Source organism: Novosphingobium gossypii, from assembly GCF_050433305.1.
Taxonomy (GTDB): domain Bacteria; phylum Pseudomonadota; class Alphaproteobacteria; order Sphingomonadales; family Sphingomonadaceae; genus Novosphingobium; species Novosphingobium gossypii.
The window spans coordinates 1-16105 of the sequence record NZ_JBNPXM010000001.1 but is presented as its reverse complement, the minus strand read 5'-3'; the positions used below and the strand labels follow the sequence as shown (position 1 = coordinate 16105).

Below are 16105 nucleotides of genomic sequence, written 5' to 3'. Positions count from 1 at the left end.
AATAGCCTTATGACGGTTCGAAACGCCCGGCCCACCCTCGTGGAGCCGGGCGTTTTCGCATGGCTTGGTCAACATCGGACGGGCAGGCCGCACGGCTCGTCGCACCACAGATACTGGCGGGCAGGAATTCACTCGCCGTTCAGTCCGCCGGACCCATTTTCATCCCAACGCGCCCACCGCAACCGCCGTTACCCGGTTGGCTCGCAAAGGAGACGCAACTGATGAAAACGCTGTTCAAGAAACTGACCATCGGCGTGGCGCTTGCTGCGTCAACGCTGGTGGCTTCGGCCCCGGCAGAGGCGCAACGCTACCGCGACCGGGACAACACCGCCGCTGTAGCCATCGGCGCAGGTGTGATCGGGCTGGCGCTGGGCGCCGCCCTCGCGGATCGGGACGACCGGTACTATGGCGACCGTGGCTACTGGGGTTCGCGCCGCTATGTGACGGTGCGCGGCCGCCCGGACTACTATTACTACTATGACGGCTATCCTAACCGCTACTACCGCGATCGCTACTACGGGCGCGATTATTCGCGCTGGTCGCGCGACCGCTGGTCCGGCGGACGCGACCGCTGGAGCCGTGGCTGGGATCGAGGCCGCAACTGGGACCGCGGTCGCGGCTGGCGCGATGACCGTCGCTGGGATCGTCGCGACGATCGGCGCTGGGACCGCAGAGGCGACCGCCGCTGGGATCGCCGGGGCGACCGCTGGGACCGCCGCTGATCCGGCAGCATTGCTGAAGACCTCTTAAAGTTGGGGCGGAGACCGGACCGGTTTCCGCCCCAATCACATATCCACACCAGAACGCGTCTGCACAGGCCCGACGATCAAGCACCCTCGCCAAGCGCAACCGGGGCGGCTATGGGGCACCGATCATGGACACCGCAGACCTGCGCATCGCCCTGTTTTCGGGCAATTACAACTACGTCCGCGACGGCGCCAACCAGGCCCTCAACCGTCTCGTCGGCTACCTGCTGCGCCAGGGTGCGCAAGTTCGCGTCTACGCCCCGACCGTTGCCGAGCCCGCGTTCGAGCCGACCGGAGACCTCGTCAGCGTTCGCTCCTTCGCGATACCCAATCGTCCGGAATATCGTGTTCCTTTCGCGATCTCCCACAAGGCGCGGCGCGATCTGGCGGCGTTCCAGCCCAATGTCGTGCACGTATCCTCGCCCGATCCGGTCGGCCACCAGGCTGTAACCTGGGCGCGCAACCGCAAACTGCCGGTGCTGGCATCCGTCCACACCCGCTTCGAAACGTACCTGCGCTATTACAACATGGCCTGGGGCGAACCGGTGATCGAGGCGATCCTGCGCCGCTTCTACCGCCGCTGCGACGCGCTCGTCGCCCCGTCGGAAAGCATGGCCCAGTTGCTGCGCGAACAGCGGATGAATTACGACGTCTCGATCTGGTCGCGCGGCGTCGATCACGAAATCTTCAACCCCGGCCGCCGCGATCTCGAATGGCGCCGCAGCCATGGCATCGCCGATCATGAAGTGGCGATTGGCTTCCTGGGCCGGCTGGTCATGGAAAAGGGGCTGGACGTCTTCTCCGACACGCTGGACGACCTGCGCCGCCGCAGCGTGGCGCACAAGGTCATGGTGATCGGCCAGGGCCCGGCGCGCGAATGGTTCGAGGAACGGCTGCCCGGCGGCGCCTTCGTCGGCTTCCAGGCGGGCGCAGATCTGGGTCGCGCGGTCGCATCGATGGACGTGCTGTTCAATCCGTCCGTCACCGAGACGTTCGGCAACGTCACGCTGGAGGCGATGGCCTGCGGCCTGCCCGTCATTGCCGCCGCCGCCACCGGAAGCCAGAGCCTTGTGGACGACCGCGTTTCGGGCCGTCTCGTGCCTCCGGGCGCGGTCCACCAGTTTGCCGAGGCGCTCAAAAGCTATGTCGAGGATCCGGACCTGCGCCGCCGCCATGGCGAAGCAGGCGTTGCCCGCGCGCGCGAATTCAGCTGGGACCGCATCAATCAGGAAGTCGCCGACACGTACTTGCGCCTCATCCGCCAGAAGGCACGCGGATAAGCGTCAGGCGCAGGTGATCCTGCCGTGATACGGTGGGCAAGAACAAGGCGCGGCGATGTGTCCCGCCGCGCCTTGCCTTCTCCCCGTCCCTCGGCTCTGGCGCGAGGGGCCAGCCGACCCTCGCGCGTGTTCTCCCTGCGTCATTCTTCTTTGCACGGTCATGTGCGCACATCTTCAGGAAAGCCATTCGAGGATAAGGGACTGCGTCGCTCATACCTGAACGCCGGTGGCAGTGGCGGTTCAGGCGTGCGGTCTGCCCAGCCGAGGACCGTGATGAAGATCATGGAGCCCAGCCAGTGTCGCCGCGTACGATCCCGCAGCGACTATCCTCTATCCCGGTCGGCGCCGTCGATGGCGGTTCCTTGTTCCGTGGTGCGGGCATATCACGGCAAGCTGACCGGTGGAAACAAAAATCGCTCGAAACCCGCGCAAATCCGGGATTTTGCACTGCGCAACGAATCGCGTACCATCCGGTACCGCTCCGCCGCGAAGGAACCTTCGCAGAAGGGCGGCGTTCGCATCGGCAATGCATTTCGGAGGGATTTCATCATGACCACCAATACCGCTTCTGCCCGTTACGTCGGCCTCGGCAAGGATGGCAAAGGTTCGATCAGCACCAAGTCCGGCGTCCTGACCGACCAGGCTTACGGCTTCGGTACCCGGTTCGAAGGCAAGCCCGGCACCAATCCCGAGGAGCTGATCGCCGCCGCTCACGCCGCATGCTTCACGATGGCCACCAGCTTCGCGCTGGCCGCCGCCGGGCACAGCGAAGGTACGCTCGACACGCAGTGCACTGTCACGCTGGACAAGGACGGCGATGGATTTGCCGTGACGAAGTCGGCGCTGACCCTGAACGCCTCGATCCCTGGCATCACGCCCGAGGATTTCGCTCGCATCGCCGACGAAGCAAAGGCTGGCTGCCCGATCTCCAAGCTTCTGAACTGCGAAGTGACCCTGGAGAAGTCGCTGGGCGACTAACCCCCTCCGCTGCGCGGCTGGCGATCCGTCCAGCCGCAACCCTGACGGACCGCCTCGCCTATGCGCAGTGTGACCGTCAGGGGATAGCGGACGTCCGACATGCCGTCGCTGCACGCTCCGGGCGTGACCGCCAGCGTCGCCGCGCCCGCCTTCAGCGATCCGCTGAACGATACGCCGCCCCGGCCCGCAAAGGGCGTTACCGGCACTGTCTCCCCATCTTCGTCGTCTGGTGTCGTATACGTCAATCCGGCCGGGCCAACTACGCCGCCCCAGAATGGCTCTGTTCCCGTGAAGTGGATCGTCTCGTCGGAGGCGATTCCCGACCATGGCCGGTGATCGTCGCGATTACCCGGCACCGTTTCCGATGCCGAATGACATGCTGCGATCGCGAAGGCGATGGCAACGGCGATACCTCCCTGCATAGACGAACGGCTCATGGTGCATTGGCTACGCCCGAGGGCGACCAGATGCAAGAAACGGTAGCTGATTCGTTTGACCGCCAAGCAGAATCGGCCCCGCAGCAGCGTACATCCAGCACTTTCTAAGTTGGAACGCACAAATTTCGCGACCTGCTGCGACTTCTATCTGCTTAAAAAGCGGGCAGCTTTTCCGATAGGTGCATATTCTGCAACGGCCGGTGCCCCTAATGAGATTGATCGCAGCCTCAACATCCGCTTTTGCTGCACCGCACAAGATACAAAGTCGCCCGAGGCGGTACGCCAGCCTCGCACAACGCTAAAGGATGTTGCCATGCTGAAGACCGTATTCGCCTCTGCCGCCGTTGCTCTCCTTGCCGTTCCTGCCGTGGCGCAGGCCGACGACAGCCGCGAATTCTCGCACGAGGGCGTCAACTACACCTACACCACCGCCCAGAAGGGCAAGGTAACCGTCATCGACGGCGCCACCTCGGCTGGCGTTCCTTTCCGCCTGTACGTCAAGGGCAGCCGCGTGACCGGCACCTACAACAGCCGCTACGTGTCGTTCACCACTGCCGAAGCCGCCAAGCTCCACCTGGGCGAGTAAGCTTCGGGCAGACTGAATCGCGCGGCTCGCGCAGTTTCCGGGCAGTTCTCCTCTCCCAACGCCCGGAGCCTGCGCTGAGCGCCGAACAGGCGCCGTCCCCCATCGTGCGGGACGGCGCCTTTTTCTTGCCTGTGTCAGATGGCGTTTGCCCCGGCGATCGCGTTCAGCCCCCTGTCATACGTGGTGGCGTAGCGGCATGCCCATGCTCCAGAACGTGGAACCAGTGGCATGAGCCTAGGCAAATTCGGCCTTCTGCTCATCGTGTGCGGCTTGGCTGGCGCGGCATTCGCTGCCGTCACTACCGGCGCGCTGCCGAAGTATGTGACTCCACAACATTCGCAGCAGCTTTCGGCGGACTCACGCCCCTCCACGCGGTCCTGGCTGGATCAGGGGGTGACAGCGCTCAATTCCCCCGCGTGGCCGTTCGGGCGCAGCGAGGAATACGATCAACCTGCCGAAGATGACGCGGACGGCTATGCGCCTTATGGTTATGGTCCGCCGGACAATGCCGACGATGGTTCATGGGAGCGCCGGCAATACGGCGCGCATGACATGATGCCCGAACCCCTGCCCTACGCTCACGACCCGGCCTATGCCGAAGCCGAGGCGCCCGTGGGCGCGCGTGACGATGCCGGACACGATGCTGCCGATTCTGCAGCGGCCCGTGCCGCTGACGCCGCGCGCGACGTGAGGGCTGCGGAAAGTACGCCTTAACGTCAGTCGTTGGCCGAAAGGCGGCGCAAGTTGCCTTGAACGGCTTCGCGGTAGTGGCTGACAGTGCGGCTGCAGACCGTGCCGGGATCGTAGCCCAACCGCCCGGTCGCAAGGGCCACGCCCAGTTCCAGTCCCGCCCAGACCTTTTCAGTAACCATGCGGACCATTTCGTCGGCGGCATCGGGGTCGCCGAACGTGATGCGTGCGCTGCGCAGGGCGATCACAGACCCGGCTTCCATCCACAGCTGGCCCGCATCACGGATCAGGGTTTCGGCGGCGGCATCCTGCATCATCGGCACGTCCTCGCATACCCGCGCGCACGACGGTTCGCGTGCGCTTCGGCGGGCCGGTCGCCAACATCATGCATCCCCGCAAGCCCGAAGCACGCACGATACCCGCGCGCCGGGTTGCACCGCGCCTTTAACCGAACTCTTCCGCTTGAGGAAACCCTTTCACGCAAGCGTCACAAAGACTTCTGCTTCGATCACCCATTCGCCCGCCACTTCACGCCATTTTGCCGCATAAGTGCCTGAGGCGGCGATTGTTTCCGAACCCGGCGCAGCACCTTGCCAATGTCCGCTCTCCATAGCGATGGGCTCCACCGGCGAGAGGATGACGCTTTCGAGCCTGCGCAGGTAGACAAGCCGCCCTGCATGGGAAAACTCGCGCCGCCATACCTTCACCTGTCCCATCCGACCGGCAATGACGGCGCTGTCGGTGCCGGTGATCATCACGCAATCCTTCGCCAGAAGAGGCCCGATGGCAGCCGCATCACCGTCTGCAATAGCGCGGTTGAAGGCGGCGCGGCGGGCGCGGATGGCAAGTTCGGTCATGCTGCCGATCGCACCGGAGATGCGGCTTCCCCGCCCACGACGGTGGCCCAGCGCCGTACGCTCCAGCGCTCCACCAGTCCATTGACCACATAGGGATCAGCTTCAGCGAAGGCTGCGGCAGCGTCGGGTCCGTCGCCCGCAAACAGCAGCATGGCGGTATCCAGCGGTTCTTCCACCGCGCCGCCCAGCAGCAGTTCGCCCCGCTCGGCAGCGGCCCACGCGGCTGCCAGGTGCTCGGCGCGAAACTCGCCCCGGCGTTCAAGGTAGTCAGGGGCGAGGTGATAGGTCAGCAGATAGTGGTTCATGCGCCGACCTTTGCCCAGGATCGGCGCATTGAGAAGCCCCTCAGGCGCAACCCTCGACATAGCCGAGCGCAGGCATCTGGCCGACGTGGATCAGCGATACGCGTCGATCCTGCCCGATTTCAAAGCGCAGCGCCGATTCGCCCGGACGCGCGTTGGGGGCGGTGAGGTATTTGGCGGGCGCGGCCTCGTACTTGTGCGGCTCTTCGCGGAAGCCCCCGAACCAGCCCTTCACATCCTTTTCGGTCGCGCCGATCCCGACGCCTTCGGCCAGTTTCACCTTCGAGGTTCCGCCAACCGTGATGCGCTGCACCTTGCCGTTCTCTACGATGGCATAGACGCCCGGATAATCGGGGGAACTGACCGTACGGCAGGCGTCGCCGGTTTGCGCGCCGCGCTCTGCCCAGGTGCCGCCCTTCGGGACCGGCTGGCCGATCTTGAGCGCTCCCAAGCCTTCGAGACCCAGCACATCCGCCGCGGCAGTCGGCGTTGCCGTCGTCGCGCTTTCGGACGCAGTCTCGGTGCCGACCTCGGGCGGAATCGCTTCGACGGCCGCATCGTCGCTGGCCGACGCGCTGGGGGCAGGCTCCTGCTTGCCGGACGAACATGCGGCAAGCGCAAGGAAGGCGATGGCGGTGAGCGAAGCGATCTGTTTCATATCAGCTCCAACGAACGGTTTACGGCGAAGTTGCCGTCAGAGTTTTGCGATGAGCGCCATGGCCGCCGCCGGTGCGCGTTCCTTGGCGCCATTGATGAAGAACGCGAAGACGTCCCGGCGCTCTTTGTCCCAGCCCGCCACGCGCCCGGCCCAGCCATCCAGTTCCGCATCCGGGTACCCCGTTTTCAGCTCGGCACGGGCATTCTGCAGGCGCGCATAGACGAAGGGCGCGCAGTCGGGCGCGTCCAGCACTGCATACTTGGGCGAGTCGGCCAGCACCACGGCCACTGCGGCCTTGCGGCACAAGTCGAAGAATGCAGGTTGTCGAAGCTCTCGTGCCGCGGCTCTATGGCGTGACGTACGTCCAGCCCGTCATGGTTGCCGGGCAGCAGGGCGAGAAAGGCGGCGATCTCCGCCGCGTCGAATTTCTTTGTCGCCGCGAGCTGCCAGTTGATGGGGCCGAGCTTGTCACCCAGCTCAGTCAGTCCCTGCGCCATGAACCGGGCGACGCTTTCGCCTGCTTCAGACAAGTCCTTGCGGTTGGTGCAGTAGCGGCTGCCCTTCAGGGCAAAACGGAAGCCTTGCGGTACGGCATCGCGCCATTTGGCGAAGCTGGCCGGGCTTTGCCCGCGATAGAAGGTGGCGTTGATCTCGGTGCCGGTCAGGTGTTCGCCGACGTAGGCCAGTTCGCGCGTCTGCGGCAGGCCCTTGGGATAGAACAGCCCGCGCCAAGGCTCATAGGTCCAGCCGCCGATGCCGACATGCACGCTCATGTCTTCTTCCGCGCCAGCCGCCTGCGATTGGCGCTGACCTTGCAGCGATAGTGGCGCACCGCTTTCCCTGCGCTTTTCGGAGAGACGCCTGCGGTTGCCAGCATCATCCCCACTTCGGTGGCGGCCTTGACCTTTTCCGACACCATCAGCCGATTCTCGCGATCGCTGCCGCGCCCGGTCATCATGTCGGTGGTGCGCATGCCCATGACCATCAGGCTTTCCGCCCATAGCCAGTAGCTGTCGTGGGCCAGTTTCATCCAGTCGGCGGCATCGTCACGGCGCATGCAGGATTCTCCGTTGGGAGACCGCAACCTAGCACACCCTGCCCCGCTGCGAAGCTGGTCAAATCGTCCCCGGCCTGCCAAGGCGCAGCCGGAGGAGATTGCCCGCGTGACGAACGACGAAGAGGACTACATCTACGACGAGGACAGCGGCGAATGGCTCCCCGCGTCCGAGCTGGCCGCCCGGCGCGCGGCGGCGGACACCGTCGAAGTGCGCGACGCCGTGGGCAACCCGCTGGCGGACGGAGATTCGGTGACGCTGATCAAAGATCTGGACGTCAAAGGCGCAGGCCAGACCCTGAAGCGCGGCACCGTGATCCCCTCCATCCGGCTGACCGGCGACGCGCAGGAGATCGACTGCCGCTATCCCGGCATCAAAGGGCTGGTCCTGCGCGCCGAATTCGTGCGCAAGCGGTAAGGCTGCGTCGTCCCGGATCAAGTCCGGGACGACGGCATTCTCAATCGTGTTCGCGGCCGCCTGAACCCATGTAGAGTTCGCTGCCCGTTTCGCGGAACACCTTGCTCATCTGCGCCATGCCGGCTTCCGCGTCTTCTACGGCGACGAAGGTTTCGACCGGTGCGTTCTGCGTTGCCGCGAACTCGCGCACTTCCTGACTGATCTTCATCGAGCAGAACTTGGGGCCGCACATGGAACAGAAGTGTGCTGACTTGGCCCCCTCGGCGGGCAGGGTCTGGTCGTGGTATTGTTCTGCCGTATCGGGGTCGAGCGACAGGTTGAACTGGTCGCGCCAGCGGAACTCGAAGCGAGCGCGGGACAGGGCATCGTCTCGCACGCGCGCCGCCGGGTGTCCTTTGGCAAGATCGGCGGCGTGGGCGGCCAGCTTGTAGGTGACGACGCCCACCTTCACGTCGTCGCGGTCAGGCAGGCCAAGGTGTTCCTTGGGCGTCACGTAGCAGAGCATCGCCGTGCCGTACCATCCGATCATCGCCGCGCCGATGCCGCTGGTGATGTGATCGTAGCCCGGCGCAATGTCGGTGACGAGCGGCCCTAGCGTGTAGAACGGCGCTTCACCGCAGGCGGCCAGTTGCTTTTCCATGTTCTCCCTGACCTTGTGCATCGGCACATGGCCCGGCCCCTCGATCATCACCTGCACGTCCTGCGCCCACGCCCGCTTCGTCAGTTCGCCCAGCGTGTAAAGCTCGGCGAACTGCGCTTCGTCGTTGGCGTCGGCGATGGAGCCGGGCCGCAGTCCGTCGCCCAGGGAATAGGCGACATCGTAGGCCTTCATGATCTCGGTGATCTCGTCGAAATGTTCGTAGAGGAACGATTCCCGGTGATGCGCCAGGCACCACTTGGCCATGATCGAACCGCCACGGCTGACGATCCCGGTAACGCGCTTCGCCGCCAGCGGTACGAAGGGCAGGCGCACCCCCGCATGGATGGTGAAGTAATCCACGCCCTGCTCCGCCTGTTCGATCAGGGTGTCGCGGAACACGTCCCAGGTCAGGTCTTCGGCCACGCCGCCGACCTTTTCCAGCGCCTGATAGATCGGCACCGTCCCGATCGGCACGGGGCTGTTGCGGATGATCCATTCGCGGGTGTCGTGGATGTTGCGTCCGGTCGACAGGTCCATGACCGTGTCGGCGCCCCAGCGGGTGGACCAGACCATCTTGTCGACCTCGATCGCCACGTCGGATGCGACGGCGGAGTTGCCGATGTTGGCGTTGATCTTCACCAGGAAATTGCGACCGATCGCCATCGGTTCGCTTTCGGGATGGTTGATGTTGCTGGGGATGATGGCCCGGCCCCGCGCCACTTCCTCGCGCACGAATTCTGGCGTTACGTAGTCGGGAATGGCCGCGCCCCAGTCGTTGCCGTCGCGCGCGTATTCGCGCAGCATCGCGCGGCCCAGGTTTTCGCGCTCGGCCACGTACTCCATCTCGGGCGTGATGATGCCGCGCCGGGCGTAGTGCATCTGGCTGACGTTGCCCCCCGCCTTTGCGCGCAGCGGCCGCTGCACCACGTTGGGAAAGCCCGGTACGCCCGCTGAGCGATCCGGCCCTTTCAGGCCATTGTCCTCGGGCTTCACTGCGCGGGCGGCGTAATCCTCCACGTCCCCGCGCGCCAGAATCCACTCGCGCCGCTTTGGGGGAAGGCCCGCCGAGATATCGATCGTCGCATCGGGATCGGTGTAGGGGCCAGAAGTATCGTAGACCCGCACTGGCGGCTCGCCGCTGCCGGGTTCAAGGTGGATCTCGCGCATGGCCACGCGCAAGGGGCCGACGTGGATTTTGCGCGATCCGCGTATGGGGCCGGTGGTGACACCGATTTCAAGCCTGGAATTTACGTCTGCCATGGAATGCCTCTCTGTTTTTCCATGGGACGGAAAAAGAGATGCAACCGCAGGCGTGAACACGGTTCTCCACCCGACGCTCCACTTCCTCCGCCCGTATTAACGGGTTCAGGTTCGACGGGTCTTGTGGAGCATACCCACAACTCTCAGCCACTTGCTGGCTCCCCGGGGACGAGGGCGAAGATAGACGCGGTCAGGCCACAGGTCTAGTGCCCTGCGCAATGCCGATGCTTTATCGCCTTGACGCCCCCGCCCCCGAAGTCGCGCACCAGTTCGGTGCCGAATCCGGGAACGACCCCTGGGACGGCGGCCACATCGCACCGGGGCAGTTCGCGCCGGCGATCACGGCGGGCCGGGAGGCAATCGCCGGGCCACGCCCGCAGCACCGCACGCCGCGCCGGATGATCCCCCGTCTATGGGGCGTGCCCCCACCGCCCTCGGTGCATGAGGCGCGCGGCATTCTGACGGTGCGCAATCTGGAAAGCCCGTTCTGGATCGGCAACTTGCGCAACAGCGAGTTCCGCTGCCTGGTCCCGGCCACCGCCTTCATGGAATGGGGTCGCCCTTCCCCCACTGACGGCAAGCGGCGACAGGCGTGGTTCGGATGCGCCGACCAGCCGGTGTTCGCCATGGCGGCGGTATGGAAGGACAGCGAGATCCCCTCCTTCGCGCTGCTGGCCTGTCCCGCCAACGCGGCGCTTCGGGCAGAGGGGCGTGAGACGATGCCGGTGATCCTGCCCGCCGACGCAGCGGTGCAGAGCACGTGGCTGCGCGGTGGGTGGGACCGGGCCAGAGCGCTGGTGCAGCCCTATTCGTCCTCGCTGATGACGGTGCGCTAAAACGTTGGAAGGGCGGCCTCTTCGTCGAAGAAACCGCCCTTGACCGGGGACACACCTTCGAAAGTCACGCCGCCGCGGATTGTTCCCGCTTGCTCAGCAGCGCCAGCAGAGAAATTTGGTTGAAGAACCACATCCGTTCCAGATGCAGGTTGCTGTACTTCGCCAGCGTGTTGGCGAAGGTATAGGGCGAATACCAGTGGTTGTGATCGGGGTGGACGCCTTCCAGGAACACCCCGGCCTCGGTGTCGTAATCGAAGTGGCGGGTGCGGCACTGGAATGCGTCGGGCACGGATATGAGGAACAGCGGCGCGTCAATCGCCTCCACATCGGCCAGAAAAGCGGCGATGTCGGGGACATGCTCCATGACTTCGGGGACCAGCACGACGTCGTAGCTGCCGGTCACCTGCGCGATATCGGTGAACAGTGCCCCTGAGACGTGCGGGCGCAGCGCCTCCAGTGCCTCGCCATGCGGGTCGAGGCCGTCCAGTCGCGCACAATGCGGCTCCAGCGCAACGTGCAAGGATGTAGCCGGGTCGGTGATGGGCCAGTCGGCACAGCCAAGGTGCAGCACCCGCTGCCCGGCGCAGAGGCCCGCCAACACCTCCAGCCGCCCCAGATCCGCCAGTTCCGATCCCACCGGCACCCGTTGGAGGAAGTAGGGCGCATGAATCCGCTCCAGCGGTGAGATGGGCGCATCTGGAACCGGCGCGGCGACTTCGGATACGTCGATCGCGTGCATCGTTTCATACCCGCGCAGGGTCGATCCCCAGAGCTGGTGCGCATAGACCGGATCGGCACCCTCATAGGTCACGCCGGTGAAGTGGCGCGGAATGAAGTAGTGGCTCGGGTAGATGCGCAGCGGCGTGTAGGCGAACTTGCGATAGCAGTCGGTCAGCCGCTGCGGCCCCACCGTCTGCCATGCCATCGCGTCCGTCACCGTCGGCGATGCGGCGATGTCCTCTACGATGCGGCGAACGAAAGGGTTGCCTGCGCCGCAACCGAAATAGCCTGCAGCGATCAGGCCGGGCCGCGCGATCTCGCTTTCCCAGCAGGCGAACGCCTCGCAATCGAGCAGCCAGTCGTCGAGCGGGCGGGCGCAGACCGAATCGGCGTCGAACACTACGCCGCCGTGCTCCAGCAGGATTTCCCAGCGCATCATGTCGGCCACGCCGTTCAGTTCGCGCGCGCCCATTTCGGCCATGTGGCGTGCGTTGACCCAATTACGGTCCCCCAGTTCCGCATTGCCCCATAGGCGGAACTGCCAGTCGGGATGCGCGCGGCGCCAGGTGTCGATGCAGTTGTCGGGACGCCTGCTTTCGTCGCCGACCCAGATGAAGTGGAAGGTCTTGGGGATCATGCCGCCAAGGCTAGGACTAACATGGTGAATCGCTTGTCCACCTGCGCCTACGGGAAAGCCGAAGCCCGGCCGCCGCGCAAACGACGACCGGGCCACCCCCGAGTTGTTCAGGTCCGTCAGTCGTTCGGGATCACCCAGCGGATGGTGCCATCGTAAGTGCCTGCCGTCCGACCGCCGGTGGCATCGCTTGCCGCATCGAACCGGGCACGTTTGCTGACGTTGCGGCAGGTAGCGGCATCGAGCCCGGGGAAACCGCTGGACTGGGTGATGGTGCAGTCGCTCACCCGCCCGTTCGCGTCGATGGCAAGGCGGAACCGCACGGTTCCGGTGTGCCCGGCGCGGATATCCGCCGTGGGATAATCCGAAGTCGTCACCCACCCTGCCACGTTGCCGCGCGGCTTGGCCGTCCTGGGCGCAAAGCGCGCGGGCGGATCGCTGGGCGTGGACGAAGGCGGGACCAGCCCGCGATCGAGGTCGAGGCCGCTGCCGGTCGGCATCGGATCGATGGCGACGCCGGTGATGTCGGGCAGCGGCGCGACGTCGATCTTGGGCAACGGCGCGGTGATCGGCGTATCGCGAACCAGCTTCTGTTCGGGCCTGGTTTCCGGCGTCGGGAGGATTTCGGGCTCGACCGGTCTGGTCGGGAAGAACTCGCTGGCGAGGCGGGGGGGTTTCTCCTTCTCGAAGAACTTGACCGCAAAGCCGTTGACCAGCGCAATCGCCAGTCCGACCTGCATCAGGGCGACCGCGCCGCCCGTCAGAACCTTGCTTCTACTTCCGGAATTGCCGTCGACGTAAGACATGGGCTTCTCCTCAAGCATGGCCCGTATCCTTGGCGACTTACCGCAGATACGGCACCGGTCACGAAAGAGGAGAGTATCACAACCGTTTTACTTGGGAATGGCATTCATCCACTGTGGCTGAAATTTAACGCACGCCTGCCAAAGCCTTCTGACGGCGCCGCTGCACCGAGCTGCCCAGTCCAATCGCCTCGCGGTACTTGGCCACGGTACGCCGCGCCAGTTCGAACCCCCTGGCCTTCAGCAGGTCCACCAGCGCATCGTCCGAAAGGATCGCCTTGGGATCCTCGCCATCGATCAGTTGCCGGATCGCCGCCTTCACCGCTTCCGCCGAAGCCCCGCCCTCGCCGTCCGCCGATGCGACGCCCGAACTGAAGAAATACTTCAGCTCATAAGTGCCGCGCGGACAGTTCAGGAACTTGTTCGAAGTCACCCGGCTGACGGTCGATTCGTGCATCGAGATCGCCTCGGCCACGGTGCGCAGGGTCAGGGGCTTGAGGTGCGACACGCCATGACGGAAGAACCCGTCCTGCTGCTTCACCAGTTCGGCGGCGACTTTCAGGATCGTCTTCTGCCGCTGGTCCAGCGCCTTTATCAGCCAGTTGGCATCGGCCAGCTTGTCCGAAAGCCACGCGCGGGACGCCTTGTCGTCGCACTCGCCCTTCAGTTCCACGTAGTAGCCGCGGTTGACGATCAGCCGCGGCAAAGTCGCCTGATTCAGGGCGATGGTCCAGCCGCCATCGGCCTTGGGCGTGATGAGGATGTCGGGCGTGACCGCCCCGCTCGGCTCCCCGCCGAAACGCAGACCCGGCTTGGGGTCGTAGCCGCGCAGTTCGGCCAGCATGTCTGCGAAATCCTCGTCGTCGACGCCGCAGATCCGCTTGAGCCGCGATAGTTCGCCGCGCGCCAGCAGGTCCAGATTGTCGATCATCCGCGCCATCAACGGGTCGTAGCGGTCAGCCTCGCGCGCCTGCAGGGCGATGCATTCGGACAGGCCGCGCGCGCCCACGCCGGTCGGCTCGAGCGACTGCACCAGCGCCAGTCCCGGCTCCATGTCCGCCGCGCCGACGCCCAGATCGCCAGCCAGTTCGGACAGGCTGATCGGCAGGTAGCCCGCCTCGTCCAGTTGGCCGATGATGTAGCGCGCCACGCCTTCGGTGAAGGGATCGCGCGAAACCGCGCCGACCTGCGCCTCCAGATGTTCCGACAGGGTGCCGCCCAGAGCCGCTCGCTCGTCGATGCCGGGGCCTTCCTCGCCCCCGCCCATGCGCAGGTCCGATCCCCAGGCGGCATCGGCGCCGTCCCCCGTATCCCGATCCCGGTCGAGCGCGGCGGCATCGATGTCCAGCGGGCGGTCGTCTGCCGCGCGCCCTTCGCCGATCAGGCGATCGACGCCCGACGTCTCCAGCGCGGTTGCCCGAACATCTGCGGGCGGTTCCACCGTCTCGGCCGCCGGAGCCTGCGCGCCGACATCGAGTAGCGGATTGGCGTCCAGCGCCTCACCGATGAAGGTCTCGATCTCCAGATTTGACAGCGCCAGCAGCTTGATCGCCTGCTGCAGCTGCGGCGTCATCACCAGCGACTGGCTTTGCCGAAGATCGAGGCGCGGCCCCAGCGCCATGGATCAGCAGCCCGGTCGGCGCGGCCTCACAGCGTGAAGCCTTCGCCGAGGTAAAGGCGCCGCACGTTCTCGTCCGCCACCAGCGCTTCGGGGCTGCCCGCGAACAGAACCTGCCCGCCGTAGATGATGCAGGCGCGATCGACGATATCCAGCGTTTCGCGCACGTTGTGGTCGGTGATGAGCACACCGATGCCGCGCGTCTTCAAATCTTTCACAAGATCGCGAATATCCGAGATCGACAGCGGATCGATGCCTGCGAACGGTTCGTCCAGCAGCATGATCGAAGGCTTGGCCGCCAGCGCGCGGGCGATCTCGCAGCGGCGGCGCTCACCGCCCGAAAGCGCCATCGCCGGGCTGGAACGCAGCCGCGTCAGGCCAAATTCGTCCAGCAGGCGATCGAGTTCGGCGGCGCGCACTGCCTTGTCCGGCTCGTTCAGTTCCAGCACCGCGCCGATGTTCTGCTCCACCGTCATGCCCCGGAAGATCGAGGTTTCCTGTGGCAGGTAGCCCAGCCCAAGGATGGCGCGCCGGTACATCGGCAGGCGGGTGACATCGACGCCGTCCATCAGGATGCGCCCCGAATCCGGCCGCACCAGCCCCATGATCGAATAGAAGCACGTCGTCTTGCCCGCGCCGTTGGGGCCGAGCAGACCCAGGACTTCGCCCTTCGCGACGGAGAGCGAAATGTCGGTAAGCACCGCGCGCTTGTCATAGCTCTTGGCGATCGAGATGACCTCAAGCCCGCCGTTCTGCGCCAGAAGCGAGGCATCGGTGGCTGCCGGCCCATGGTGGGGGCCGAGATCGGAATCCTGCGTTCGTACCGTCATCGCCGAAGACTTACCGCAGGCAGGCACGGCGCCGCAAGACGGCATTTGCGCTTAGGGAGGCCAGTTGGCAGGTTTCGTGCATGACGCAATGACCTGCCGCAGACGGGCTCAGGAACTGAACTTGTCATGAACGCCTTTCAGTGATGTAGTTCAAGCGGCAAAGACGTAAGGATAACCGCCTTCATGGACAGGATGACGGATCAGGCAGCGCACGAGACGTCCCACGGTTCCCCGCCGGCATCATCGCCCTTTGCGGCATCCACGCTCGACTGGCGCCGGAAGATGAGCGACCACATCGCCTATGCCCTGCTCTGCTACACCGCCCTGCAGATCTTCATGACCATCGGCGCTCTGAAGTCGCATGGCGGTTCTCTGGTGCCCTACTTCGCGCTGGTCATACTGGTCGTGGCGATCATCCCCGCCTGCCGCCGCTTCGAAGCGCGGTGGAGCGGCTTGACCGATGAACAGGCCCACGATCCGGCGCTGACACCCCGCTATCGCCGGGACCGACTGGCAGTGTGGCTGCTGGCGATAGGCCTGCCGTTCGCCCTGACCGCGTTGTTCAAGGGATTGTCGCTGGCGTTCGCGGATTGAAATCGGGATACGAACCCGAGGCAGGTCGCCCCGTTTGCGCGGATTGTAGCGAATATGTCTGTCTGGGTAGAGGCTGTGTGAAAACGCGTTGATGTGCTATGTTTCGGGCCTGCTTGGGAGGCGTGAGATGGGGCGTTTCATCGAGGGTTGTGATCGGCGGGAGG

19 protein-coding genes, 1 pseudogene and 1 riboswitch are annotated in these 16105 nt (G+C 65.2%); of the genes and pseudogenes, 8 read left to right on the top strand and 12 right to left on the bottom strand.

The features are described 5' to 3' along the window. Nucleotides 1-221 precede the first annotated feature (221 nt). The 3 genes from GGR40_RS00100 (at nucleotide 222) to GGR40_RS00090 (ending at nucleotide 3004) form a co-directional block, all read left to right on the top strand. Nucleotides 222-722 (top strand): hypothetical protein, encoded by a 501-nt coding sequence (locus GGR40_RS00100; RefSeq protein ID WP_429274174.1) that lies wholly within the window; start codon nucleotides 222-224, stop codon nucleotides 720-722. Between the two features lie 152 nt (nucleotides 723-874). Further along, nucleotides 875-2026, top strand: a complete 1152-nt coding sequence (locus GGR40_RS00095) for a glycosyltransferase family 4 protein (protein WP_429274173.1) — start codon at nucleotides 875-877, stop codon at nucleotides 2024-2026. 549 nt (nucleotides 2027-2575) lie between these two features. Further along, nucleotides 2576-3004 carry an OsmC family protein gene (locus GGR40_RS00090; protein ID WP_429274172.1) on the top strand — a complete coding sequence of 143 codons (429 nt, stop codon included), beginning with the start codon at nucleotides 2576-2578 and terminating at the stop codon, nucleotides 3002-3004. On the opposite strand, the gene GGR40_RS00085 is transcribed toward GGR40_RS00090, so the two are convergent. After that, nucleotides 3001-3441, bottom strand: a complete 441-nt coding sequence (locus GGR40_RS00085; protein ID WP_429274171.1) for a COG3650 family protein — start codon at nucleotides 3439-3441, stop codon at nucleotides 3001-3003. The genes GGR40_RS00090 and GGR40_RS00085 overlap by 4 nt on opposite strands. A 313-nt stretch (nucleotides 3442-3754) precedes the next feature. Between GGR40_RS00085 and GGR40_RS00080 the strand changes: the two genes are divergently transcribed. Together GGR40_RS00080 and GGR40_RS00075 are read left to right on the top strand one after the other, a co-directional pair. After that, nucleotides 3755-4027: a hypothetical protein gene (locus GGR40_RS00080; protein WP_429274170.1), complete on the top strand. Its 273-nt coding sequence runs from the start codon at nucleotides 3755-3757 to the stop codon at nucleotides 4025-4027. A gap of 228 nt (nucleotides 4028-4255) precedes the next feature. Further along, a complete protein-coding gene (locus GGR40_RS00075) occupies nucleotides 4256-4741 on the top strand; it encodes a hypothetical protein (RefSeq protein WP_429274169.1) in 486 nt (161 codons plus the stop codon). Nucleotides 4742-4743: 2 nt separating this feature from the next. Here GGR40_RS00075 and GGR40_RS00070 read toward each other — a convergent pair whose 3' ends face one another. The 6 genes and pseudogenes from GGR40_RS00070 to GGR40_RS00045 all read right to left on the bottom strand — a co-directional run bounded on the left by GGR40_RS00070 (nucleotide 4744) and on the right by GGR40_RS00045 (nucleotide 7591). Continuing rightward, nucleotides 4744-5034 carry a hypothetical protein gene (locus GGR40_RS00070; protein ID WP_429274168.1) on the bottom strand — a complete coding sequence of 97 codons (291 nt, stop codon included), beginning with the start codon at nucleotides 5032-5034 and terminating at the stop codon, nucleotides 4744-4746. Nucleotides 5035-5193: 159 nt separating this feature from the next. Further along, nucleotides 5194-5574 (bottom strand): DUF4440 domain-containing protein, encoded by a 381-nt coding sequence (locus tag GGR40_RS00065; protein WP_429274167.1) that lies wholly within the window; start codon nucleotides 5572-5574, stop codon nucleotides 5194-5196. Continuing rightward, complete coding sequence (locus tag GGR40_RS00060) at nucleotides 5571-5879, bottom strand: YciI-like protein (RefSeq protein WP_429274166.1); 309 nt, start codon at nucleotides 5877-5879, stop codon at nucleotides 5571-5573. Before GGR40_RS00060 ends, GGR40_RS00065 begins: the two co-directional genes overlap by 4 nt. 40 nt (nucleotides 5880-5919) lie before the next feature. Continuing rightward, complete coding sequence (locus GGR40_RS00055; protein ID WP_429274165.1) at nucleotides 5920-6534, bottom strand: hypothetical protein; 615 nt, start codon at nucleotides 6532-6534, stop codon at nucleotides 5920-5922. 36 nt (nucleotides 6535-6570) lie between these two features. Further along, nucleotides 6571-7307: pseudogene (locus GGR40_RS00050) on the bottom strand (DUF72 domain-containing protein). Next, entirely contained in the window at nucleotides 7304-7591 is a 288-nt protein-coding gene (locus GGR40_RS00045) for a hypothetical protein (protein WP_429274164.1), read from the bottom strand. Before GGR40_RS00045 ends, GGR40_RS00050 begins: the two are co-directional and overlap by 4 nt. Nucleotides 7592-7697: 106 nt before the next feature. On the opposite strand from GGR40_RS00045, the gene GGR40_RS00040 reads away from it, so the two are divergent. Beyond that, the gene (locus GGR40_RS00040; RefSeq protein ID WP_429274163.1) at nucleotides 7698-8006 is read left to right on the top strand and encodes an alkylphosphonate utilization protein; all 309 of its coding nucleotides are present in this window, start codon (nucleotides 7698-7700) and stop codon (nucleotides 8004-8006) included. A gap of 40 nt (nucleotides 8007-8046) precedes the next feature. On the opposite strand, the gene thiC is transcribed toward GGR40_RS00040, so the two are convergent. Next, on the bottom strand, nucleotides 8047-9906 hold the full coding sequence (gene thiC / locus GGR40_RS00035; protein WP_429274162.1) for a phosphomethylpyrimidine synthase ThiC: 1860 nt from the start codon (nucleotides 9904-9906) through the stop codon (nucleotides 8047-8049). 63 nt (nucleotides 9907-9969) lie between these two features. Beyond that, a riboswitch (TPP riboswitch) is annotated at nucleotides 9970-10081 on the bottom strand. A gap of 43 nt (nucleotides 10082-10124) precedes the next feature. Here thiC and GGR40_RS00030 point away from each other — a divergent pair. Beyond that, nucleotides 10125-10742: an SOS response-associated peptidase family protein gene (locus GGR40_RS00030; RefSeq protein WP_429274161.1), complete on the top strand. Its 618-nt coding sequence runs from the start codon at nucleotides 10125-10127 to the stop codon at nucleotides 10740-10742. Between the two features lie 64 nt (nucleotides 10743-10806). Here GGR40_RS00030 and GGR40_RS00025 read toward each other — a convergent pair whose 3' ends face one another. The 4 genes from GGR40_RS00025 to lptB form a co-directional block, all read right to left on the bottom strand. Next, the gene (locus GGR40_RS00025) at nucleotides 10807-12099 is read right to left on the bottom strand and encodes a glycosyltransferase (protein WP_429274160.1); all 1293 of its coding nucleotides are present in this window, start codon (nucleotides 12097-12099) and stop codon (nucleotides 10807-10809) included. 116 nt (nucleotides 12100-12215) lie between these two features. Further along, a complete protein-coding gene (locus GGR40_RS00020; protein ID WP_429274159.1) occupies nucleotides 12216-12902 on the bottom strand; it encodes an energy transducer TonB in 687 nt (228 codons plus the stop codon). Between the two features lie 124 nt (nucleotides 12903-13026). Continuing rightward, on the bottom strand, nucleotides 13027-14520 hold the full coding sequence (rpoN, locus tag GGR40_RS00015; protein WP_429274158.1) for an RNA polymerase factor sigma-54: 1494 nt from the start codon (nucleotides 14518-14520) through the stop codon (nucleotides 13027-13029). A gap of 26 nt (nucleotides 14521-14546) precedes the next feature. Next, nucleotides 14547-15347: an LPS export ABC transporter ATP-binding protein gene (gene lptB, locus GGR40_RS00010; RefSeq protein ID WP_429274157.1), complete on the bottom strand. Its 801-nt coding sequence runs from the start codon at nucleotides 15345-15347 to the stop codon at nucleotides 14547-14549. A gap of 183 nt (nucleotides 15348-15530) precedes the next feature. Here lptB and GGR40_RS00005 point away from each other — a divergent pair, with 183 nt between their 5' ends. Then, on the top strand, nucleotides 15531-15941 hold the full coding sequence (locus GGR40_RS00005; RefSeq protein WP_429274156.1) for a hypothetical protein: 411 nt from the start codon (nucleotides 15531-15533) through the stop codon (nucleotides 15939-15941). The last annotated feature ends 164 nt before the right edge of the window (nucleotides 15942-16105 follow it).

Bases quoted from the DNA above. Each gene is read 5' to 3' on its own strand.
- GGR40_RS00100 (WP_429274174.1), top strand. From the start codon at position 222: ATGAAAACGCTGTTCAAGAAACTGACCATCGGCGTGGCGCTTGCTGCG.
- GGR40_RS00095 (WP_429274173.1), top strand. From the start codon at position 875: ATGGACACCGCAGACCTGCGCATCGCCCTGTTTTCGGGCAATTACAAC.
- GGR40_RS00090 (WP_429274172.1), top strand. From the start codon at position 2,576: ATGACCACCAATACCGCTTCTGCCCGTTACGTCGGCCTCGGCAAGGAT.
- GGR40_RS00085 (WP_429274171.1), bottom strand. From the start codon at position 3,441: ATGAGCCGTTCGTCTATGCAGGGAGGTATCGCCGTTGCCATCGCCTTC.
- GGR40_RS00080 (WP_429274170.1), top strand. From the start codon at position 3,755: ATGCTGAAGACCGTATTCGCCTCTGCCGCCGTTGCTCTCCTTGCCGTT.
- GGR40_RS00075 (WP_429274169.1), top strand. From the start codon at position 4,256: ATGAGCCTAGGCAAATTCGGCCTTCTGCTCATCGTGTGCGGCTTGGCT.
- GGR40_RS00070 (WP_429274168.1), bottom strand. From the start codon at position 5,034: ATGATGCAGGATGCCGCCGCCGAAACCCTGATCCGTGATGCGGGCCAG.
- GGR40_RS00065 (WP_429274167.1), bottom strand. From the start codon at position 5,574: ATGACCGAACTTGCCATCCGCGCCCGCCGCGCCGCCTTCAACCGCGCT.
- GGR40_RS00060 (WP_429274166.1), bottom strand. From the start codon at position 5,879: ATGAACCACTATCTGCTGACCTATCACCTCGCCCCTGACTACCTTGAA.
- GGR40_RS00055 (WP_429274165.1), bottom strand. From the start codon at position 6,534: ATGAAACAGATCGCTTCGCTCACCGCCATCGCCTTCCTTGCGCTTGCC.
- GGR40_RS00045 (WP_429274164.1), bottom strand. From the start codon at position 7,591: ATGCGCCGTGACGATGCCGCCGACTGGATGAAACTGGCCCACGACAGC.
- thiC (WP_429274162.1), bottom strand. From the start codon at position 9,906: ATGGCAGACGTAAATTCCAGGCTTGAAATCGGTGTCACCACCGGCCCC.
- GGR40_RS00030 (WP_429274161.1), top strand. From the start codon at position 10,125: ATGCCGATGCTTTATCGCCTTGACGCCCCCGCCCCCGAAGTCGCGCAC.
- GGR40_RS00025 (WP_429274160.1), bottom strand. From the start codon at position 12,099: ATGATCCCCAAGACCTTCCACTTCATCTGGGTCGGCGACGAAAGCAGG.
- GGR40_RS00020 (WP_429274159.1), bottom strand. From the start codon at position 12,902: ATGTCTTACGTCGACGGCAATTCCGGAAGTAGAAGCAAGGTTCTGACG.
- rpoN (WP_429274158.1), bottom strand. From the start codon at position 14,520: ATGGCGCTGGGGCCGCGCCTCGATCTTCGGCAAAGCCAGTCGCTGGTG.
- lptB (WP_429274157.1), bottom strand. From the start codon at position 15,347: ATGACGGTACGAACGCAGGATTCCGATCTCGGCCCCCACCATGGGCCG.
- GGR40_RS00005 (WP_429274156.1), top strand. From the start codon at position 15,531: ATGGACAGGATGACGGATCAGGCAGCGCACGAGACGTCCCACGGTTCC.